This window comes from Streptomyces sp. NPDC007808 (genome assembly GCF_042868655.1).
Lineage (GTDB): Bacteria > Actinomycetota > Actinomycetes > Streptomycetales > Streptomycetaceae > Streptomyces.
In genome coordinates, this window is record NZ_JBIAEQ010000001.1 from 195547 (window position 1) to 215477 (window position 19931).

15 protein-coding genes and 1 pseudogene are annotated in these 19931 nt (G+C 72.5%); 6 read left to right on the plus strand and 10 right to left on the minus strand.

The window, feature by feature from the left end; all coding sequences use genetic code 11:
• Window positions 1-63: 63 nt before the first annotated feature.
• The 4 genes from fxsT to ACFYNL_RS00955 all read right to left on the minus strand — a co-directional run bounded on the left by fxsT (window position 64) and on the right by ACFYNL_RS00955 (window position 6029).
• On the minus strand, window positions 64-2085 hold the full coding sequence (fxsT, locus tag ACFYNL_RS00940; RefSeq protein WP_388794383.1) for an FxSxx-COOH system tetratricopeptide repeat protein: 2022 nt from the start codon (window positions 2083-2085) through the stop codon (window positions 64-66).
• Window positions 2086-2233: 148 nt separating this feature from the next.
• The gene (abc-f, locus tag ACFYNL_RS00945) at window positions 2234-3919 is read right to left on the minus strand and encodes a ribosomal protection-like ABC-F family protein (RefSeq protein WP_388794386.1); all 1686 of its coding nucleotides are present in this window, start codon (window positions 3917-3919) and stop codon (window positions 2234-2236) included.
• Window positions 3920-4129: 210 nt separating this feature from the next.
• Complete coding sequence (locus tag ACFYNL_RS00950) at window positions 4130-5050, minus strand: NAD-dependent protein deacetylase (RefSeq protein ID WP_388794389.1); 921 nt, start codon at window positions 5048-5050, stop codon at window positions 4130-4132.
• A 175-nt stretch (window positions 5051-5225) separates the two neighbouring features.
• Window positions 5226-6029, minus strand: coding sequence for an MBL fold metallo-hydrolase (locus ACFYNL_RS00955; RefSeq protein WP_388794392.1), 804 nt, complete (start codon window positions 6027-6029; stop codon window positions 5226-5228).
• A gap of 138 nt (window positions 6030-6167) precedes the next feature.
• On the opposite strand from ACFYNL_RS00955, the gene ACFYNL_RS00960 reads away from it, so the two are divergent.
• From ACFYNL_RS00960 to ACFYNL_RS00970, 3 genes are all read left to right on the plus strand, one after another.
• Window positions 6168-9029: an FtsX-like permease family protein gene (locus ACFYNL_RS00960; RefSeq protein ID WP_388794395.1), complete on the plus strand. Its 2862-nt coding sequence runs from the start codon at window positions 6168-6170 to the stop codon at window positions 9027-9029.
• A 41-nt stretch (window positions 9030-9070) separates the two neighbouring features.
• On the plus strand, window positions 9071-9763 hold the full coding sequence (locus ACFYNL_RS00965; protein WP_388794398.1) for an ABC transporter ATP-binding protein: 693 nt from the start codon (window positions 9071-9073) through the stop codon (window positions 9761-9763).
• A gap of 130 nt (window positions 9764-9893) precedes the next feature.
• Window positions 9894-10100, plus strand: a complete 207-nt coding sequence (locus tag ACFYNL_RS00970) for a hypothetical protein (protein WP_388794401.1) — start codon at window positions 9894-9896, stop codon at window positions 10098-10100.
• Here ACFYNL_RS00970 and ACFYNL_RS00975 read toward each other — a convergent pair.
• The 6 genes from ACFYNL_RS00975 to ACFYNL_RS01000 all read right to left on the minus strand — a co-directional run bounded on the left by ACFYNL_RS00975 (window position 10094) and on the right by ACFYNL_RS01000 (window position 16902).
• Window positions 10094-10651, minus strand: coding sequence for a S26 family signal peptidase (locus tag ACFYNL_RS00975; protein ID WP_388794404.1), 558 nt, complete (start codon window positions 10649-10651; stop codon window positions 10094-10096). The two genes, ACFYNL_RS00970 and ACFYNL_RS00975, sit on opposite strands and share 7 nt — an antisense overlap.
• Window positions 10648-12555 carry an ABC transporter ATP-binding protein gene (locus tag ACFYNL_RS00980; RefSeq protein WP_388794407.1) on the minus strand — a complete coding sequence of 636 codons (1908 nt, stop codon included), beginning with the start codon at window positions 12553-12555 and terminating at the stop codon, window positions 10648-10650. The genes ACFYNL_RS00975 and ACFYNL_RS00980 overlap by 4 nt, the downstream gene beginning before the upstream one ends.
• On the minus strand, window positions 12552-13103 hold the full coding sequence (locus ACFYNL_RS00985; protein ID WP_388794410.1) for a hypothetical protein: 552 nt from the start codon (window positions 13101-13103) through the stop codon (window positions 12552-12554). Before ACFYNL_RS00985 ends, ACFYNL_RS00980 begins: the two co-directional genes overlap by 4 nt.
• A gap of 8 nt (window positions 13104-13111) precedes the next feature.
• The gene (locus ACFYNL_RS00990) at window positions 13112-13675 is read right to left on the minus strand and encodes a MauE/DoxX family redox-associated membrane protein (protein ID WP_388794413.1); all 564 of its coding nucleotides are present in this window, start codon (window positions 13673-13675) and stop codon (window positions 13112-13114) included.
• Window positions 13676-13680: 5 nt separating this feature from the next.
• Window positions 13681-14418, minus strand: coding sequence for a BTAD domain-containing putative transcriptional regulator (locus tag ACFYNL_RS00995; RefSeq protein ID WP_388794415.1), 738 nt, complete (start codon window positions 14416-14418; stop codon window positions 13681-13683).
• A gap of 285 nt (window positions 14419-14703) precedes the next feature.
• Window positions 14704-16902 (minus strand): MMPL family transporter, encoded by a 2199-nt coding sequence (locus ACFYNL_RS01000; RefSeq protein WP_388794417.1) that lies wholly within the window; start codon window positions 16900-16902, stop codon window positions 14704-14706.
• Between the two features lie 340 nt (window positions 16903-17242).
• On the opposite strand from ACFYNL_RS01000, the gene ACFYNL_RS01005 reads away from it, so the two are divergent.
• The 3 genes and pseudogenes from ACFYNL_RS01005 to ACFYNL_RS01015 form a co-directional block, all read left to right on the plus strand.
• Window positions 17243-18649, plus strand: a complete 1407-nt coding sequence (locus ACFYNL_RS01005) for a flavin monoamine oxidase family protein (protein WP_388794420.1) — start codon at window positions 17243-17245, stop codon at window positions 18647-18649.
• A gap of 33 nt (window positions 18650-18682) precedes the next feature.
• Window positions 18683-19168, plus strand: a complete 486-nt coding sequence (locus ACFYNL_RS01010; protein WP_388794422.1) for an SRPBCC domain-containing protein — start codon at window positions 18683-18685, stop codon at window positions 19166-19168.
• An 89-nt stretch (window positions 19169-19257) separates the two neighbouring features.
• A pseudogene (locus ACFYNL_RS01015) lies at window positions 19258-19887 on the plus strand (amidohydrolase family protein); the annotation flags it as partial.
• Between the last annotated feature and the right edge of the window lie 44 nt (window positions 19888-19931).

A 19931-nucleotide genomic window follows, 5' to 3' on the forward strand; every position in this document is an offset into this window, starting at 1 on the left:
AGCGTGCTCCGTCCCGCGCCCCGCGGGCCCCTGACCGCAGGGCGCCCCCGCCTCGGGGCCGAGTCAGCGCCGCAGGCTGTCCGCCAGCGCGACGGCGTCCTCGGTCTTGGGGTGGGTCCTGCCGAGTTGGCTGTGCAGGATGTCCGCGCCCCGGCGTGCGGGCTCCCATGCGGACGGGTCGTTCAAGGCATGCAGAATCCGGGCTTTGAACAGCAGGGCATAGCCGATGTACAGGTGGTCCGGCGGATAGTGCGCCTCGCGGATCCGCAGGGCCCGTTCGATGTGCCGCAGGGCCGTCGCAGGGTCGCCGAGGTCGAAGTGGACCGTCGCCAGAGCGGCCAGGTCGAAGCTCACATAGGGATCGTCCGGGCCGTGCGCGGCTTCGTCGATCCGCAGCGCCCGCTCGGCCAGAGGCAGCGCCGCCCGGTGCTCGTCGAGAAGGCACAGCGTCCTCGCCAGTGTCGCCAGGTCCGTCGCGATGGCGGGGCTTTCGGCAGGCAGGCAGGACTCGTGCAGCCGCAGCGCACGCTCGGCCAGGGGACGTGCCGTCTCCGGCGCACCGAGGTCCCGGTGGATCTGCGCCAGTGTGATCAGGTCGAAGCCGATCTCCGCGTCCCGGCCCTCAAGAGCCTCGTCGAGCGCGAGGGCCCGCTCACCCAGGGGCAGCGCCACCGCACGGTCACCGATCGCGAGGAGGAACTCGGAGCTCAACCGGAGCAGGAGTGCGGTCTCCGGGGCGCACTGGGCCGGTGGGTCGTCCTTGGTGACGGTCAGCACATGGGGGAGCAGCTTGTGCCAGCGCGGCCGGGCGTCCGGGCCGCCGTGGATGTCGCGCGGCACGGCCTCCAGCAAGGCACGGCACAGTCGGGCCCGGGTCGTCGTGAGCGACTCGTCGGTCATCGTGGCTCTGATGGCCGCCTGCACCAGCCGGTGCAGCACCAGGGCCGATTCCTCCCGCCTCGCCAGGCCGAGGCCGGCCAGGGCGCCGACCGTCGTGTCCCACGCCAAGGGGTCCGCGGCCGTCGCGATCAACGGTTCCGGGCTGTCGGTGAACAGGGTCAGCGGGATGGGCTCCGGGGCCAGCAGGGCGCACAGCCGCAACAGATCCACGGCCTGCGGGTGTTCCCGCTGCAGCCTGCGCACACTGAGCTGCCACAGGGTGGCGACGACCACCGTGGGCCGGTCGGCCGCTTCGCCGCGCGCGATCATGTCCTCCAGCCGCGACGTCAGCAGAGCCAGATAGGCGTCCGGGGCCGTCTGGTTGTAGCCCATGTACCCGGCCGCCTGCTCCAACGCCAGGGGCAGGTCGCCCAGTTGCTTCGCGATCCGGTCCGCCGTCCCAGTGCTCGCACCAGGCACCCGCCGAACGAGCAGTTCGACCGACTCCCGCCTGGTGAACACCTGCAGATCCACGACGCCCGCCCTGCCCGACCAGCCGCTCACCCTCGTCGTGATGAGGATGTGGCCGTTCTTCGCCAGGTCGCCCGACGGCAGCGCGTGCAGCAACGTCCCCGGCTTCTCGGCGTTGTCGAAGATGATCAACCACGGCCTGCGGTCCCGCAATGTGGCGTACACACCCGGGACGACCTGCTCCGAGCCCACGTCCACGAGACCCAACTCGCGTGCCAGTGCGGCGAACTGGGACGCCAGCAAGTCGGGTTCCTCCGCGTCGATGAACGCGACGAAGCGGTACTTGGCCAGATGGCGGTACGCGTACTCGACTGCGAGCTGCGTCTTGCCCACGCCTCCGAGCCCGTGCACGGCCGCCAGCGTGACCTCGCCCGTCGAACCCAGGTGCCGCCGCAGCTCCCTCAGTGCGTCCTCGCGTCCGGTGAAGTGGGTGTTGCGCGGTGGCAGGTGGTACGTCGTGGGGGCGGCCGGGCGGGGTGCGCGATCACCGCGCGACTCGGGCCGCAGCCCGACCCAGGCGAGCGGGATCAGCAGCAGGAGCACCACCCACGGGTGGACGCGCACGAGATCGAGCGGTCCCGGCCAACGGCTCTGTCCGGAGGCGGCGTTGAAGGCGAGACTGCCTACGAACAGCACCAGCAGACCAGCCACCGTGCCGACCAGTCTGCGCCACATGTGGCTCCCTCCCCGGTCGCTGCGACGGCCGACGTGATCGTAGCCGAGGACCGGCCCGGTGCCGCGCGCGCGGGGACCCGGCAGCCGGTGCCGCAGCTTCCCGGGGTGCCATGGGCCGGGTCCCGTGCCTGCCGGCCCGGCGCGGGTGTCACTCCGGCGGTTCCTGGGCGGGGTGCGGTAGTCGGAGGTGGCGGCCGGTGAAGCGCCGGCGCAGGAGCCGGTCGTGTGTGACGACGACCAGGGTGCCGGTGTAGTGCGTCAGTGCCGTCTCGATGTCCTCGACCAGGGCGGGGGACAGGTGGTTGGTGGGTTCGTCGAGCAGGAGCAGGTCGAGTGGGCCGGCTGTCACCAGCCGGGCGAGTTCGAGCTTGCGGCGCTGCCCGACGGACAGACGGCGTACGGGGACGGCGAGTTCGGCGGGGTGGAACAGGCCGAGGGAGAGCAGCTCGTCGGCGTGGTCCTCGGGCTGCCCCGCCCTGTCGGTCGCGAAGGCCGCGAGCAGCGTCCGGTCGTCGAAGGCGGCGTCGGGCACGCCTTGCTGCCGCAGATGGCCGACGCGCCGCGGACGGCACACGGTACCGGCGTCAGGCGCCAGTTCTCCCGCGAGAACCTGCAGGAGCGTACTCTTGCCGGCACCGTTGGGGCCGGTGACGAGCAGCCGGTCGCCGGGGGCCAGCCGCAGGGAGGGAACGTACAGCCGCCCTTCGACCAGAACGTTTTCCAGGTGTGTTGCCGTGGCCGTCTCACCTGGACCGGGTGTTTCCTCGACGCGGCCCGTGAACCGCAGCGGCCGCGGAGGTGGCGGCACGGGCTGCTCGGTGAGCCGTTGCAACCGCTCGCGGGCGTTACGGATGCGGCTCTGTGCGCCGTGCGAGCGCGAGCGGGCCCGGAAGGCGCCGGCGCCGCTGAACGCCCACGGCCCCTTGCGGGGGATGCCGGTCAGCTGCCCGATGCCGGAGTCGGCGAGGTGTTCCTGACGGGCGACCTCGTTGCTCCAGCGCTCGTGTTCCCACGCCCACCGGGCGCGGGCGGCGGCCTTGGCGGCGAGATATCCGGCGTATCCATTGCCGTAGCGCCGCACCGTGCGCTCATCGGAGTCCACTTCCAGGACGGTGGAGGTGACGCGGTCCAGGAACGCGCGATCGTGTGTCGCCATGACCACTGTCCCCCGGTGGTGCCGCAGATGGCCGTCGAGCCAGTCCACGGCCTCGTCGTCCAGGTCGTTGGTCGGCTCGTCGAGCAGGAGGAGCTCGGGGGCGCCGGCCAGGGTGGCGGCGAGCACGAGCCGGGAGCGCTGCCCTCCGGAGAGGGTGCTCAAGGGGCGCGTGCGCTCCAGTGGCGCGGGCTCGCCGAGCCGGCGCAGGATCACCTCGACACGACGGTCCACGCCGTGCCCTCCCCGCGCCTCGAACTCGGCCACCAGAGCGGCGTAGTGCTCCAACCCGGCGGGGTCGGCCGTGCCCAGCGCCGCCTCCGCTGTGCGGATACGGCGTTCCAGGGTGCGCAGTTCGCCCAGCGCGTGGTCCACGGCATCGGCCACACGGGCCGACTCCGGCAGGTCGAGGGTCTGGGGAAGGTGGCCGATGCCGCCGTGAGCCGTGACGGTCAGGCTGCCGTTGTCGACCGGCTCCTGTCCGGCGAGCAGCCGCAGAAGCGTGGACTTGCCGGAGCCGTTGTCCCCGACGATCCCGACCTTCTCGCCCGGCCGGACGGTCAACGACACGCGGTCCAGCACGATGCGATCGCCGTAGCGCTTGCTCACCTCGGCGAGAGCGAGCTGGGACGTGGCGGGGACAGGAGCAGTGGTGGTGGTACCGGCGGGAGCAGGGCGCAAGAGCGGTCCTTTGCTGGGGGACGGGGGCTCGGGGCACGTGGAGGCGCGTCGCGTGCCGACCTACAGGGAGAAAAGCTAGACGATACGATTCGTCTCGTCCAGTGGTTTCGGGAAGACGGCCGCCGTCGCGGGCCCGCAGCGCCGAACGACCACGGGAGGCTGTGCGCCGGCAAGTCCGGCTTCAGACTCGGATTCCGACTGCTCCGACGCTCATCCGGGGGGAGGGGCGGCGTACGGCGGCGCCTCGCCGTCGACGCGGAGGCCCAACCGTTCCGCCACGGTGGTGAGGGCGGCTCCCAGGGGAAGCGAGACCCTGGTCAGAGCATGGTGGTCGCCCCGGGTCCGGTCCCGGTTGACGATCAGTACCGGCTTTTTGGCCCGGGCCGCCTGACGGACGAAGCGCAGCCCCGACATCACCGTCAGCGAGGAGCCGAGGACCAGGAGCGAGGCCGCTGAATCGACCAGCTCGCGGCAGTGCTCGACCCGCTGCGGCGGAACGGCTTCACCGAAGAACACCACGTCCGGCTTGAGGATGCCGCCGCAGAGGGCGCAGGGCACCACGCGGAAACCGCCGACCTGTGCGTCCGTGAGGTCGGCGTCGCCGTCCGGATTGATCCCGGCGGCCACCGGCTCGAACCCCGGATTGGCCTCCTCCAGCCGCCGGGCGAGTTCGCGGCGGGGGCTGAAGGCACCGCAGGACAGGCAGACGACCCGGGCCAGGGTGCCGTGCAGTTCCAGGACGTCCTGGCTGCCGGCGGCCTGGTGCAGACCGTCCACGTTCTGGGTGATGGCACCCGAGAGCAGGCCATGCCGTCCGAAGGCGGCCACGGCCCGGTGCCCGGCGTTGGGGCGGGCCCGGCCGAAGGTGCGCCAGCCGAGGTGACTGCGCGCCCAGTACCGGCGCCGGGCCTGGGCGTCGCCGGTGAACTCCTGGTAGGTCATCGGAGTGTGGCGGCTCAGGCTCCCGCCCTCGCCCCGGTAGTCGGGGATGCCCGACTCCGTCGAGATCCCCGCTCCGCTGAGCGCCAGCACTCCGCCGGTGCGCAGCAGGTCGATGACCGGCTCCAGGTCCGTCGTACCCGGCGGCACGTCCTCGGTAGGAGTCCAGCTCAGCGTGGGGCGCATGCGCATGCCGTCAGGGTACGGAACAGCGGCCCGTGACGCGCTGCGGCGCCGATCGGGGGCGGTGCCCGTCCGCGGCCCCGCCGTCACCGGGGTGAGCACAGGGCCTCCGACCGGACAGGGCGCCCGACGGGGCCCGGGACGCATCGTGATCGCCCCGGCAGCGACCGGCCCGCCGGGTGGGTCAGCGGGTGATGAACGGCTCGGTCAGGTGTGGGGTCGCGAGGTGAAGGGTGCCGGCGGCCCGGCCGTGCAGCAGCTGTTCCCTTGAGGCCCTTGCCCGCTCCGGGTCCATCTCGTGGGCGTAGGAGAGTTCGGGGTGGAGCAGCTGGACGGCGTGCACCAGCAGGTCACCGGTGACGGCGACCAGCTCGCGCCCGGACGCGACGAGCACACTCTGGTGACCGGGCGTGTGCCCGGGCGTGGCGAACGCGCGCTCGCCGCTGCGCAGCGAGGTGTCGCCGTCGAGCAGCCGTAGCTGATCGGTCTTGTGGAGCGGGTCGATCACAGCGGACCGCAGCTGCGGATTGATCTCCTCGATGGCATCGAGTTCGGCCTGCTGCAACAGGTACTCGGCGTTGGGGAAGAACGGCCGCGCCTGCTCGCCGCCGACGACGGCCCACCCCACGTGATCGGTGTGGAGGTGCGTGAGCACCACGGTGTCCACTTCGGATGGCTCGACACCCGCGGCTGCCAGCGAGGCCGGTAGCTCCCCGGGCACCGGTGCCCACGAGGCCGCCGGGCCGTCGGCCGGGCCGATCCCCGCGTCGACCAGCGTCACGCCCCGGTCGCTGCGGATCGCGAACGCGCGGAACTGGAGCCGCCAGCGCCCGTCGGTGTCGAGCGCGCCGGGATCGAGCTGGTCGGCCGCCGCCCACTGCTCGGCGGTGGCGTCGGGAAACGCCTCCGACCTGGGGGAGAAGAAGGGCCCCGCGCCGTCGGCGAGCGCGATGACGGTGTACGGGCCGACCTGGAGCGAAGGAGGCATCCCACAGATGGTGCCATCGGCGGGCGGCCCACGACCAGGCGGGGCTGCCCCGGAGTTCACCGACGGCACCCCTTTCCTGCCGCCGTCGTGTATCGCCCATGTATGGCCGCTCCCTAGCGTGGCGCCGATGGAGGCGCCATGTGGGGAATGATCACCGGTCAGCTGCGCAGGCAGTCCGTGCGGACACTGACGCTGCTGGTCGGCGTGCTGGTGGCCACGGCCGGCTTCACCTTGCTGACCGGGTCCGTGGAGACCTCACGGCTGACGGTGAAGGCGTCCGCCGACGCCAACTTCCGTGCCGCCTACGACATTCTCGTGCGCCCCGCCGGTGCGCGGAGCGGGCGCGAGGAGTCCGACGGGCAGGTGCGGCCCAACTTTCTGTCCGGGCAGTTCGGTGGGGTGACTCCCCGTCAGTGGCGCGAGATCGCCGGGTTGCGCGGAGTGGAGGTCGCCGCTCCCGTGGCCATGCTCGGCTATGTGCAGGCCGGGACGCGCGCACAGGTCGATGTGACCGGGCGGCTCGACCCCGCGGCCGACCGGCAGCTGCTGCGGCTGCGCAACACGTGGACCACGGACCGGTCGCTGAGCAGGGCCCAGGACCCGGGTTCGGTGTACGTCTACGTCACGAGCAATCCGGTCGTGTTGCCCGATGCCCGATCGACGGCCAGGGATCCGAGTTGGAGGAGCCTGTACACGTACCGCGGACGGCACCTGACCGAGGTCGGTGACGCGCTGAACCAGGGGAACGGCCCCTGCGACGAGGGTGAGATGCCTCCGCTGGAGGTGCTCCCCGGGGGGAGGTTCGAGCCGCTGTGTGCCATCCGTACGGTCTCCTCGTACGACGGTGGCGCGGCCAATGACCAGCTCGACCCCGCCCAGCGCAGCGAACTCGTCGTCGTGCGGCGGCATGCGGACGGCACCTTCACCAGCGGGACGGACGTGCACAACCGCACGACCTCCCGCCGCGCGGTGGTCGACGTCGACTGGTCGATGACACTGCTGCTCGCCGCCGTCGATCCCGCACAGGAGGCCCGGCTGGTCGGGGTGGACCGCGCGATGGCTTCCGGCCGGTATCTGAGGGACGGTGAGAAGCCCGCCAGGGACGAGCGCGCTGGGGCGCGGTTCGAGGACATCCCGCTGATCAGTACGGACCGGCCCTACCTGGACGAGCAGTTGAGCACGACGGTTTTCAACGTCGAGGGAACGCTGCCGGAGCTCGCCGGACGGGGCGGGAAGGAACTGCGCGGTCTGCTGGCCGGGCTGCCCGTCGGCCCCGGGGCGACCACGCGCGCCGACGCCGACACCGTGTTCCGGCGGTCGGTCGCGGACGGCACGATCGGCGTCAACCCCTTCGTCGTCCTCCAGGCCGGAAGCCCCCGCTACACGGCGGGCGGGGGAGTGCTGCGGCCCGCGCCCGTCGCCTCGGACAGCGGTGAGCTGTGGCGACAGTCGACGTACGGCGGCGATCTGCCGGCGTGGTTCGTCCAGGACACGGCGTTCCGGCCGGTGACCAGACTGCCCGGAACCGACGCGAGCCAGGACCACTTCCCGCAGTTCAAGGTGGTCGGCACCTACGCGGTCGAGCGTCTGAAGGGCTTCTCGAAACTGTCCGAGGTGCCCCTGGAGACCTACCGGCCGCCCGCCGCCCGCGCCGCCGACGCCGCCGCCCGCTCCGCACTCGGCAACCGACCGCTCGCCCCCAACAGCAACCCGGGCGGCTATCTCGCCACCCCGCCGCAACTGCTCACCACCCTGCAGTCGGTGCGGGCCGTCACCGGACCCGACTCCCCGCACGCGAAGGACCCGATCTCCGCGGTGCGGGTCAGGGTCGCCGGTGTCCATGGAACGGACCAGGCGTCCAGGGAACGTATCCGCGCGGTCGCCGAGGCGATCACCACCCGCACCGGGCTCGACGTGGACATCACGGCGGGTTCCTCCCCGGCCCCGCGGCACGTGGCACTGGGGGAGGGCAAGTTCGGGCGGCCCGCGCTCGCGCTGACGGAGAACTGGACCGCCAAGGGCACCGCCGTCGCACTCGTCGAGGCCGCCGACCGCAAGAGCGTGCTGCTCTTCGGCCTGGTGCTCGGCGTGTGCGCGCTGTTCCTCGGCAACGCCGTGGCCGCCTCCGTACGCACCCGGCAGCGCGAGCTGGCCGTCCTCGCCTGCACCGGCTGGACGGGCGCCCGCCTCGCGGGACTCGTCCTCGGCGAGGTCGCCGTGGTCGCAGCCGTGGCCGGTGCCGCCGGCGCCGGGGCCTCGTTCCCGCTGGGGCGGGCCTTCGGCCTCGACGTCACCGTGGGGCGCGCGCTGTTCGCGGTACCGCTGGTGGTGGCCACGGCCCTGCTGGCCGGGGCGCTTCCGGCGATACGGGCAGGCCGGCCGTATCCCGCCCAGGCGCTGCGGGGCGGGGTTGCCGGGCCGCGGCGGGCCCGGCGGGCCGGGCGCGGGCGCACCCTGCTCGGGCTCGCGGCGAACGGGGCGCTGCGTACGCCGTCCCGCTCGGCGCTCGGCGCGCTGGCACTCGCGGTCGGGGTCGCCGCGGTCTCCCTGCTCACGGCGGTCATGTGGACGTTCCAGGGCGCGGTCCAGGGCACGCTCCTCGGCGAGGCGGTCTCCCTGGAGGTGCGTGGGGTCGATGTCGCCGCGGCCGTCCTCACCGCGGCCCTGGGGGTGTTCGCCCTCGCCGACGTCCTCTACCTCGACAGCTGTGAACGGGACGGGGAGTTCGCCATGCTGCGGGCCTGCGGCTGGGCCGACAGCGAGGTCATGCGACTGGTCGTCGCGCAGGGTGCGGTGATCGCCGTGGCGGGCGCGTTGCCCGGCGCCGTGACGGGGCTCGCACTGACCGCGGCCTTCACCGGCTCGATCCCGGCGGGGCTGCCGGTGGCGGTGGGCGTGGTCGCGGTGGCGGGGGTGCTGGCGGCCGTGGCGGGCAGCGTGGTCGCGGCCGGACTCGCGGTACGGCGATCGCCGGCGGGGCCGTTGGCGGAAGAGGGATGAACAAGAAGGACGCACGGACACACGAAGAGGGAGAAAGCCCCATGGGGGACGGTGCGTCGGTCCTGGTGGAGGACCTGCACAAGAGCTTCGGCACCGGTGACGGGCTGATCAAGGCCGTCGACGGCATCAGTCTGGAGATCCCGGCCGGACACAGCGTCGCCCTCGTCGGCGCCTCCGGCTCCGGCAAATCCACACTGCTTCACCTCATCGGGGCCATCGAGCGCGCCGATGCGGGACGGGTGTGGGTGGACGGCCAGGACGTCACCGCGCTGAGGCGGCGGGCCGCCGCCGCGTACCGGCGCACGGTGGGGTTCGTGTTCCAGCGGTTCCATCTGCTGCCGGGCCTGAGCGCGCTGGACAACGTGCTGGCTCCCGTCCTGCCCCGCAGGACCGGCTTCGACCGGGACGCACGCGCCCGTGAACTCCTCGCGGCGGTGGGGCTTCAGGGACGGGAGTCGGCGCTGCCCTCGCAGCTGTCCGGGGGACAGCAGCAGCGGGTCGCGGTGGCACGGGCGCTGATCGCCCGGCCCCGGCTGCTGCTCGCCGACGAACCCACCGGGAGCCTGGACTCGTCGACCGGTGAGCAGCTCATGGACCTGGTGGGGGAACTGGCCGCCGAGTACGGCTGCACGCTTGTGGTGGCCACGCATGACATGGCGGTGGCGGAACGCTGCACGGATGTGCTGCGGGTGAGGGACGGCCGCCTCGGTGAGGTGGCCGGCACCGGGGCCTGAGGCCGGGCCGTGCCGGTGAAGGGACGCACGTGGTCCGCGTATCGGCGATGTATGGCGGGCGTATGCCGTTCTCGTAGCGTCGTGGACGAACGCCGTCGTGACGAGCGACGGCCTCAGTTGGGGGTTTTTCATGCGCACTTTGAACCGACTCGCGGACGCGGTCCTCGGCCGGGTGGTCCCGCGCGCCGAGGCCGAGGCGAGCACCACGGAGTACTGGTGCCGCCGAGACACGAGCTGCGGTCCGCAGTACCCCTCCGCCAAGGGGAACTGGCGCCGTACGTGCCAGTCGCCGGGCTCGAACTGCACCGCGTGGACGCTGTACTCCTGCTGTTACTGACACGAGTCCTGCCGTCCCCGCTGCCTCCCTGCGGCATCGTTCGCGCCCGGCCCCCCGTCACGCCCTGCGGCGGGGGGCCGGGCGTTCGTGCCGAGCACCACCGCGACCACCACGTCCACGGGTACGAGTCCGACGCTCCGCGAATCCGTGCTCGACGCCGCGTTGTCGCCGAGCACCGCCATCCGCCCCGGCGGCACCCGGCCAGGACACCCCGGAACCCCGGCCGGAACCGGGTCACCCGGCAGCGCCGCGATCCGTTTCACCCACAGCCCGTCCCCGTCCGCGACCGGCCCCACCACGCGGGCGCCGCCCGGCAGTTGTACCGGCAGGACGACCACCTGGCCCACGCGCAGCCGTCGGCCCGCCCGGCCCCCGCGCCGCCCCGGGAGCCGCCCGCGCCGCCCCCGGAGCCGTCCTGGAAGCCGCTCGCCTCCTCCCGCACGGCCTCCGATCCGGCGGGCCAGGACGACCGCCCCGTCCCGCAGTGCGGGTTCCATGCTGTGCCCCCGTACGGTCACGAGCATCAGCCACCTGCCGAGCACCCGCTTCACCCCGCGACCTCCTGCTGCCGACCGGGCTCGTCACCCGCAGCCCCCGCCACCTCCGGCTCCGGGTCCGGGTCCGGCGAGCCCTCCCAGAACCCCGCCGCCTGCCCCCGGAACAACTCGGCGTACCGTCCCGACGGCAACCCCATCAGCTCCTCATGCGGCCCTTCCTCCCGCACCTCACCCCCGTCGAGGAGCACGATCCGGTCCGCGGAACGAACCTCGCTCAGCCGGTGCGAGATCAACAGCCGCGCCCGGCCCCGCCCCAACCCCCTGATCACACCGGCCACTTCGGCCTGAGCGTCCGGATCGAGCCCCGACGTCGGTTCGTCGAGCACGAACAGGTCCCGGTCGGCGCGCAGCAACGCCCGGGCCAGTGCGACCCGCTGCCACTGTCCGCCGGACAGCACGACACCGCTGTCCCGGTCGTTCGCCCCGAAGAACCCCCGGGTCAGCATCGTGTCGTACCCGGCCGGGAGACCCGCGAGGACCTGGTGCACCCCCGCCTCGCACGCGGCCTCGACGATCTCCGGGCCGGGCGCGCCGTCGGGCGTGCGCACGGCCACCGCCGGATCGCCGAGCGCGATGTTCTCCGCCGCCGTCATCTCGTACGAGACGAAGTCCTGGAAGACGACACTGAGCCTGTCCCGCAAGGACTCTGGCGTGAACTCCCGCAGATCCGTCCCGTCCCACAGGATCCGCCCGCGTTCGGGGTCGTAGAACCGGCAGACCAGTTTGACCAGGGTGCTCTTGCCGGCTCCGTTCACGCCGACGAGACCCACGCTCTCCCCGGCACGCACCGTCATCGTCACTCCGCGCAGCACCCACGGCAGATCCGGGCCGTAACGGAACCACACGTCATCGAGGACGATCCGGTCGCGCAGCGGCCCCGCGACCCGCCGCCCGGTGCCGGGCCGTGCGCCGCCCTCCGCCACGGCCACGTACTCGGCGAACACCAGCAGATGCTGATGGCCGTTGGCCACCGCCGTGACCGCAGAGCCGAGTCCGCCCTGCACCGAGGCCACCGCCGCGAGGAACACGGAGAGGTCCCCGACGGTCAGCGTCCCGGCCGACACCCGTCCCGCCGCCCACAGCAGCCCGCCGCCCGCGATACCCGAAGCCAGCACGGTGGGCAGGGAGTTGACACTCAGACGGCGTACGTCGAGCCGGTGCCGGATCCGGTCGACGGCCCGCCGCTCGACGAGCATGCGCTCCCGCAGTACGTCCCCGACGGCGAACAGCCGTATCTCCTTGGCCGCCGTCGTACCGCCGAGCAGCGTCGAGAAGAACGCCTCGCGGCGCTCGCCGGCCGTGACGCCCGCGAACGCCGCGGCCGTCGCCCGGGCCAGCCGCAGCTCCGCGACCAGCTTCGGTACGGCACCGAGCAGCACCAGTCCCGCGAGGACCGGGCTGACGGCCGTTAGCATCCCCGCGAACCCCACCAGCGTCCACCCCGACCGCAGCACGATCAGCGCGCACTGCACCAGTTGTACGGGGGTGTCCTGGCCGGTCTGCTGGGCGAGCCGGAGCCGGTCGAGGCGTACCGGGTCCTCGTAGAGGTCGAGGCCGGGGTGGGCGTTGACCGCACGGAACAGCCGGTCCTGCGCGGTCAGCGCCACGGCCCGGGTGAGCACCCCCTGGCAGAGATCGTCGACGTACGGCAGGAGCGCGAGCAGCACGCCGATCGCGGCCAGGGCCCCGGCGGTCGCGGTGACCTCGCGTGTCCCGTGCCCGGTGAGCGAGTCGATCAGCTCCTTGGTCAGCCAGGCCGCCGCGATCGGCCCGGTGGCCTCGACGACGGCGAGCAGCAGGGTCGCCGCGAGGGCGCGGCGGTGCGCGCCGAGCGCGAGCCGCAGCGCCGTGGCCGCGACCCGGGGCCGGGACACGGGGTGCTGTGCCGGGTGCGTCATACGACCGGCCGGCCCGCGATCCCCGCTTTGGCGATGAGTTCCGGCGGGCTCACCGCCGACCAGCGGATCGCCACGCCGTCGCCGGTGTCGTCGAGACCGCAGACCAGGGGCAGCCCGTCCACCCGGAACGCGGTGATCCACGACTCGACCCAGGGGTCCTTCGCATCGCCGGCGATGACCCGGGCCACCGGTTCCAGAGCCTTCGTGAAACGCGCGTTGTCGTCGTCGGTGCCCTCGGAGAGGACGGCGAGGACACGTTCCCTGCCGCCGGGCTCGTCCATGGCGCTCGTGACGACCAGCGGCAGCAACTGCTCGCAGGGCTCGCAGCCCGGTGCGAAGAAGGCGACGAGCGTGGGCCGGGTGCCGTCGGGGATGTCCACCGTGGCGCCGGCGGTCAACCGGTGGGCGTCGGTGATGCCGGTGACCGGGGTGGACGTCACGTGGGCCGGGCGGGACTCGATCTCCTTGAGCCGGCGGACGACGCCGTACAGGAGGAGGAGATTGAACAGGCCGAGGAGCAGGCCGAGTACGGACAGGCCGAGGGACACGGGGACTCCTACCGGAGGTCGTTGGCGCGGGTGGGGGAGGCGGTGGGCGCGGTGAACAGATCGGCGATGTCGTCCAGGCCGATCACGACGGCGGCCAGCACCGCACCCGTGGCCACGGCCACGACCAGCTCCCCGCCCGCGGCCCGCCCCGAACCGGAGACGGTGACGACCAGGGCGCCGACGGTGGCCAGCAGCAGCCCGCCGTTCCTGATCAGGTGCAATACGCCGAGGGGGCGCCCGGTGCGGCCGAAACAGGCGCAGGTCACGGGCGGACCGCCGCCCCGTACCGCGCGCACCACGCCGATGGTGAGCGCGGCGAGGACCAGGGAGGCGAGGAGCAGCCCGATCACACCGGCGCGCGTGCCGGGCAGCAACAGCAGGCCCGCGGCCACGCCTTCGGCGGCGACGGTCGCGTACGCGAGCGGGCGGCGCATGCCCGGGGAGCCCAGGCCCATGTCGGCGAGTGTGGTCAGGAACGCACGGAATCCGGCGGGCCGTGCCTTGCCCGTGGCGGACGCGGCGAGGACGACGGCGACGAGAATGTGGCAGACCGTCAAGAAGGTGGCGGCCATGGCGCTCACCCCGCGAGCAGCTGCCGATGCAGCCGGCCCAGACAGGCGTCGGGTTCGGTGCCCAGCTCGCGGCGGAAGACGGTGCGAGCCGACTCGAACGCGTCGGTCACACGCCCTGGTTCGCCGAGGTGGTGATGGGCGTTCAGGACCAGCAGCCAGCTGCGGATGCGCAGCGGCTCCGCAGCGAGCACCTGCCCCGCCGTACGCAGCGCGGAGTGTGGTTGGCCGACGCCGAGCCAGGCATCGGCCAGATCCTCGGTGGCGCGGATCCGCTCGGCGTCCAGGGTGCGCAGCGGGCCGTCGAGCATGCCGTACCGCTCGACTCCGGGGGCCGCTTGGTCCGCCCTCCACAGGGCCAGCGCTGCGTTGAGCAACTCGATGGCCCGGGGCGGGTCGTCGGTGACCGCGCTGCGGCCCCGGTCGGCGAGCCGTTCGAACACCAGGTGGTCGACGGCGTCCGGCGCGACCTGGAGTTCGTAACCGCCCTGGTGGCTGACGAGTGGGGTCGCCAACGGGAGCCGCCGGCGCAGGAGATGGGCGTACGAGCGCAGGTTCGCGACGGCGGAGCGCGGCGGCTCGCCCGCCCACAGGGCGTCCATCAGGTTCTCCAGGGACACCACGCTCCCCGGCCTGAGCAGCAGCGCGGTGAGCAGTGCGCACGGCTTGACGCCGCGAAGCGGTTCCGGGTGTGCGCCGTCGCTGATCTCGATCGGCCCCAGGATGCGTATCAGCGGTGCCTGCACCTGTGCCCCCTCCGTCACATGTGGTCGGCTTGGGCGTACACCGTATTATCGAAGCGCTTCGAAAGTAACCCTGCTGCAACAACCGTTGAATTGAACGCGCACTGTTCGCCGATGAGATGAAGAGGGCGTACGCGCATCGAAGCGCTTGACCCCTCGTCGTGCGCGGGTCGAGCGACCTCGCCCTGCCGCCGGCCGATGGCAGACCGAGGCCCTGGCCCGGAGGTGGCATGCCCTCCGTGCCAGGGCCTCGCGCGAGGCGGTGGATCCGCCGGGTGCGCAGCCGGTTCAGGAGACTCGCTCGGGCTCCTTGTGCTCCACCTCCGGGGCGTTCTGGAGGCGGGTGCCCTCGACGTCGAGGTCGGGCAGGAGCCGGTCGAGCCAGGCGGGAAGCCACCAGGCGTGCCGCCCGGCGAGGGCGAGGACCGCTGGGACGAGCGTGAGGCGTACGGCGAAGGCGTCGATGGCGACGCCGACGGCGAGTGCGAAGGCGATGGGCTTGATCAGGGCGTCGTCGAGCGGGAAGAACCCGGCGAAGACGGTGAACATGATCAGGGCGGCCGCCGTGACGACTCGTACGCTGTGCCGCGCGCCGTCGGTCACCGAGCGGCGGGCCTCACCGGTGTGCACCCACTCCTCGCGCATCCCGGAGACGAGGAACACCTCGTAGTCCATGGCGAGTCCGAAGAGCACGCCTACCAGGATGATCGGCAGGAAGCTGACGACGGGACCGGTGTGGGCCAGGCCGAGGGCGTCGGCCAGCCAGCCCCACTGGAACACGGCGACGACCGTGCCGAGCGATGCGGCGACCGAGAGCAGGAACCCGGCGGCGGCCTTCAGGGGGACGACCAGCGAGCGGAACACCATGGTCAGCAGGATCAGACTGAGGCCGATGACGATCGCCATGAACGGCAGCAGCGAGTCGCTGAGGCGGTTGGAGACATCGATGTTGACGGCGGTGGTGCCGGTGACGGCGACCCTCGCTCCGGTGGTTTCACGCAGTTCCGGGGCCGCGGCACGGATGTCCCGGACGAGCCGGTCGGTGCGGACGCTGTCGGGGCCGGTCTCGGGGACGACCTGGACGACGGTCTGCGCCGAGTCGTGCGTGGGAACCGCAGGCAGCACCGCCTTGACTCCCTTGAGGTCCCGCAGTTCGCGGGCGACCTCGGAGCCCGCCTGCGCGCCGGGCCCGTGGTCGGTCTCGGTCAGCACCAGGAGCGGGCCGTTGAAGCCGGGGCCGAACTTGTCGTTGATCGTGTCGTACGCCTTGCGCTCGGTGGAGCCCACCGGCGCCGACGCGTTGTCCGGCAGGGCCAGGCGCAGGTCGGCGGCCGGGAGGGCGAGCGTGAGGAGAAGGCCCGCGACGGCCAGGACGGTGAGCCAGGGCTTGGCGACGGCGAACCTCACCCAGCGGGCGCCCAGAGCGGCCCGTCCGGAGGGTCCGTCCGGGTCGGTGGCCCGCTGGGCCGCCTTGCTACCGGGCTTCGGGGTCAGCCGGGTGCCGGCGAATCCGGCGAGGGCCGGGACCAGGGTGATCGCGGCCAGGACGGCGACGAGGACGGCTCCGGCGGCACCGAGGCCCATCACGGTCAGGAACGGGATGCCGATGACGCTGAGGGCGGCCAGGGCGATGATCACGGTGCTGCCGGCGAAGACGACCGCGCTGCCGGCCGTGCCGGTGGCCAGCGCCGCGGACTCCTGCGGATCGGTGCCGCGGGCGAGTTGCTGGCGGTGGCGGGAGAGGATGAACAGGACGTAGTCGATGCCCACGGCCAGCCCCAGCATCAGCGCGAGCGTGACGGCGGTGGAGGAGATGCTGACCGCCGGAGCGAGGGCGAGCAGCCCGGCGAGTCCCACGGCCACGCCGAGCAGTGCGGGCAGCAGCGACATGCCCGCGGCGAGCAGGGAGCCGAAGGTGACGACGAGGACCAGCACGGCGACGGCGACACCGATGATCTCGGACGGGCCTATGTGCACGCCGTTGCTGCCGTAGACACTGCCGCCGACAAAGGTCCTCAGCCCGTCGCGCTCGGCGGCCTCGGCCGCCCGCTCTACGGCGTCCAGGGACGCGGCGCGTACCTCGGACCGTTGCACGGAGTACTGCACCTGCACGATCGCCGTGCTCCGGTCGGCCGAGACGGCGCCGGTGACGTCCGGCCCCATGACCGCGCTGACCTGGGGCGCCTTGGAGGCCGCCGCCTCTGCTCCGGCGATGGCCGCGGTGAAGCGGGCGTCGGTGACCCGGCCCCCCTCGGGTGCGGTGAAGACGATCTGGGCGTTCACCCCGGAGGCCTCGGGCAGCGTTTTGCCGAGGGTGTCCAGCGCGCGCTGCGACTCGGTTCCCGGCACGGTGAAGCGGTCGTCGAGTTTGCCGCCGAAAACGCCGACACACGTGATGAGAGCGGCGAGGATCACGAGCCAGACACCGAGCACCGGTTTGCGAAGACGGTAGGCGGCGCGGCCCAGTCGATGGAGCAGGACAGCCATTGACGAACTCCCGAGGTCGGTAAGGGATTTCCGGACGTCTCGTCGCGGACGCGGGACGAACGGCGGAACCGGTCGGCCCGCGCAGGCGAGCGGGCACGGACATGAGGCACTCCGGTGCCGTGAGCGGCATCCGGGCTGCTTCGGGAACCGACTTTATCACCTGCTCAAGTCGAGCGACCAAATCAACTAACTTGAACTTCTGACATTGTCAGTCGATCATGTCGTCTGTATGGTGTGAGTGCCGGAGCGCACCGCCCCCGGGAAAGGCCAGGTCATGGGCCTGTGCCGCTTTCCCCCGGGCCTTTCCGTGGCGCCGGGACACCCATGAGAAGGAGTGATCATGAGCAGCACGCTCGACCAGGGCATCGCCACGTCACACCGGACCCGCAGGGCCGACGTCGTGGTGATCGGCGCGGGGCTGGCCGGTCTGACCGCGGCACGAGAGCTGGTGGCGGCGGGCAGGTCGGTGGCCGTGCTGGAGGCCCGCGACCGGGTCGGCGGCCGGCTGCTCAACCACCACCTCGGCGAAGGCCGGGTCACCGAGATCGGCGGGCAGTTCGTCGGACCCACCCAGGACCACATCCTGGCGCTGGCCGAGGAGGTCGGCGTGGACACCTATCAGGCCGCCGTCCCCGGCGAGACCGTCTACGTCCACGACGGCAAGGCCAAGCGGTTCACCGGGCACACCCCGCCGGACCTGTTCGCGCTGCCTGACATGGGTATCGCCCTGGTCCGCATCGGCCAGGCCGCGGCCAAGGTGGACCCGGCCGCCCCCTGGCGGGCCCCGAACGCCCGCGAACTGGACGGGATGACCTACGAGACCTGGCTGCGCAGGGCCGAGATCACCGGCGACGCCGTCGACATGATCAACATGTTCCTGAACTCCGCCTACGGCGGCGAGGCACGCGACGCGTCCGCGCTGTTCAGCCTCTGGTACGTATCGACGTTCGGCAACGAGACGCACCCCGGCACCATGGAACGCGGCACCGGCACCACCGGCGGCGCCCAGGACAGCCGGTTCGTCGGCGGCTCACAGCTGGTCGCCCAGCGCCTCGCCGAGGAACTCGACGGCCGCGTCCACCTGTCGGCGCCGGTGCGGCGCGTCAGCCAGGACCCCACCGGTGTCACCGTCGTCTCCGACGCCGGAGACTGGCGGGCCGACCGGGTGATCGTCGCCGTCCCGCCGCTGGTGGCCTCGCGGATCGTGTGGGACCCGCTGCTGCCCGCGCAGCAGGACCAGCTCTTCCAGCGGCTGCCGTTCGGCACGCTCATGAAGTGCGTGGCTGTCTACGACAAGCCGTTCTGGCGGGAGGACGGGCTGTCCGGCATGGGTCTGCTGCGCGGCGGATCCCCCATCCGCGAAATGTTCGACAACACCCCGCCCGACGGCGGTCCGGGCGTGCTCATGGGCTTCCTGGGCGGCCGGGAATGGCGCAGGTGGGCCCACCGTTCGGCCGCCGAGCGCCGCGGCGCCGTCCTGCGCTGCTTCGCCCAGGTCGTCGGGGACCGCGCCTTCGACACCGTCGACTACGTCGAGCAGGACTGGACCGCGGAGCAGTGGACCCGGGGCGGCCCCACCTCCGTCGCCGCCCCCGGCGTGCTCACCGACTTCGGCCAGTGGATGGGCCGCCCCCATGGGCGCGTGCACTGGGCGGGCGCCGAGTTCTCCCCCTACTGGAACGGCTACATGGACGGCGCCGTCCGCTCCGGCCGCCACACCGCAACCGAACTCCTCCACCAGATCTGAGCCCACCGGCACCGACCAACAAAGGACCCTGCCATGAACCGTTTCGTCGTCGCCGAGACCGCTGTCATCGACGCCCCCCTCGGGCGGGTCTGGGACGTCATCTCCCGCACCGACCGGTACGCCGAGTGGGTCGCCGGAGCCATCGAGGTCACCGACCACCACGGCGTCGCCGTCGTCGGCAGGACCTACTCCGAGCGCAACCGCACCCTCGGCCCCCTCAAGACCGACTCGGTCTGGACCGTCAGGGAGATCGAGCCCTTCAGGCGCCGCGTCGACACCGGCACCGGGTTCGCCCCGCTCCAGGACGTCACCAACACCTTCGAGTTCCGCCCGGTCCACAGCGCCGACGGCCGGGAGGTGACGGAGATGCTCTACCAGGTCGAGTACACCATCGGCCTGGGTCCGCTGGGGCTGCTCCTCGACTGCATACAGCAGCCCGCGATGCGTGCCGGTATGCGCACCTCCATGGCCAACCTCAACACCCTGCTCCGTAGCGAGGCGTCGAGGACCGCCCTCTGACGGGCGGCGCGTGCTCCGCCGGCCGGCCGCCGGTGACCGGTCGGCGCGGCGGTGTCCGCGTCGATGCTGCAGGCGCGCAGGGCGGCGGCGTCGGGCGGCGGAGCACCGACAACTGGACCGCGTACGCCGACCTCGCCGCGGCAGGTGACCTTCAGGCGCGCGTCAGCGTGCTGCTGCTCCCGGGCGCCGATGGGCGGATCCGCCGACGACGTACGCAAGGGGCTGGCCGAGCTGCGCCGCCCGGAGTCGGCCGACCCGCGGCTGCTGAACGCCATCGGCGTCAAGATCTTCGCCGACGGGGTGCCGCCCAACCGTACGGCCTGGATGAACGACCCGTACCCGGACGGCGGCCACGGCGCCCTCTGCGTGCACGGAGAGTCGCCCGAACTCCAGGTCGAGGAGCTGCGCGAGATGATCCGCATCGCGCACGAGGCCGGATTCCAGCTCGGCGTGCACGTCACCGGCGACCGGGCCATCGACACCGTCGTGGACGCCTTCGTCGCAGCCGACGAGGCCGCACCCCGCCCCGACGCCCGCCACTACGTCATCCACGGCGACTTCATCGGGGCGGACAGCCTGACCGAACTACCATCGAACCCGGCAAGGTGGCGGACCTGTGCGTTCTGGACCGCCCGCTGCTCTCGCTCGACCCGCACGACATCAGCCAGGTGGAAGTGGACCTCACGGTGTTCGACGGGCGCGTGGTCCACGAACGCTGAGCGGGGCCGCCGGCCGTGGTGGCCGCGGCCCCGCTCGGGGGTGG

Excerpts from the sequence above, each read along its gene's own strand:
- fxsT (WP_388794383.1), bottom strand. The coding sequence starts at position 2,085 with ATGTGGCGCAGACTGGTCGGCACGGTGGCTGGTCTGCTGGTGCTGTTC.
- ACFYNL_RS00950 (WP_388794389.1), bottom strand. The coding sequence starts at position 5,050 with ATGCGCATGCGCCCCACGCTGAGCTGGACTCCTACCGAGGACGTGCCG.
- ACFYNL_RS00955 (WP_388794392.1), bottom strand. The coding sequence starts at position 6,029 with ATGCCTCCTTCGCTCCAGGTCGGCCCGTACACCGTCATCGCGCTCGCC.
- ACFYNL_RS00960 (WP_388794395.1), top strand. The coding sequence starts at position 6,168 with ATGTGGGGAATGATCACCGGTCAGCTGCGCAGGCAGTCCGTGCGGACA.
- ACFYNL_RS00965 (WP_388794398.1), top strand. The coding sequence starts at position 9,071 with ATGGGGGACGGTGCGTCGGTCCTGGTGGAGGACCTGCACAAGAGCTTC.
- ACFYNL_RS00970 (WP_388794401.1), top strand. The coding sequence starts at position 9,894 with ATGCGCACTTTGAACCGACTCGCGGACGCGGTCCTCGGCCGGGTGGTC.
- ACFYNL_RS00980 (WP_388794407.1), bottom strand. The coding sequence starts at position 12,555 with ATGACGCACCCGGCACAGCACCCCGTGTCCCGGCCCCGGGTCGCGGCC.
- ACFYNL_RS00990 (WP_388794413.1), bottom strand. The coding sequence starts at position 13,675 with ATGGCCGCCACCTTCTTGACGGTCTGCCACATTCTCGTCGCCGTCGTC.
- ACFYNL_RS01000 (WP_388794417.1), bottom strand. The coding sequence starts at position 16,902 with ATGGCTGTCCTGCTCCATCGACTGGGCCGCGCCGCCTACCGTCTTCGC.
- ACFYNL_RS01005 (WP_388794420.1), top strand. The coding sequence starts at position 17,243 with ATGAGCAGCACGCTCGACCAGGGCATCGCCACGTCACACCGGACCCGC.
- ACFYNL_RS01010 (WP_388794422.1), top strand. The coding sequence starts at position 18,683 with ATGAACCGTTTCGTCGTCGCCGAGACCGCTGTCATCGACGCCCCCCTC.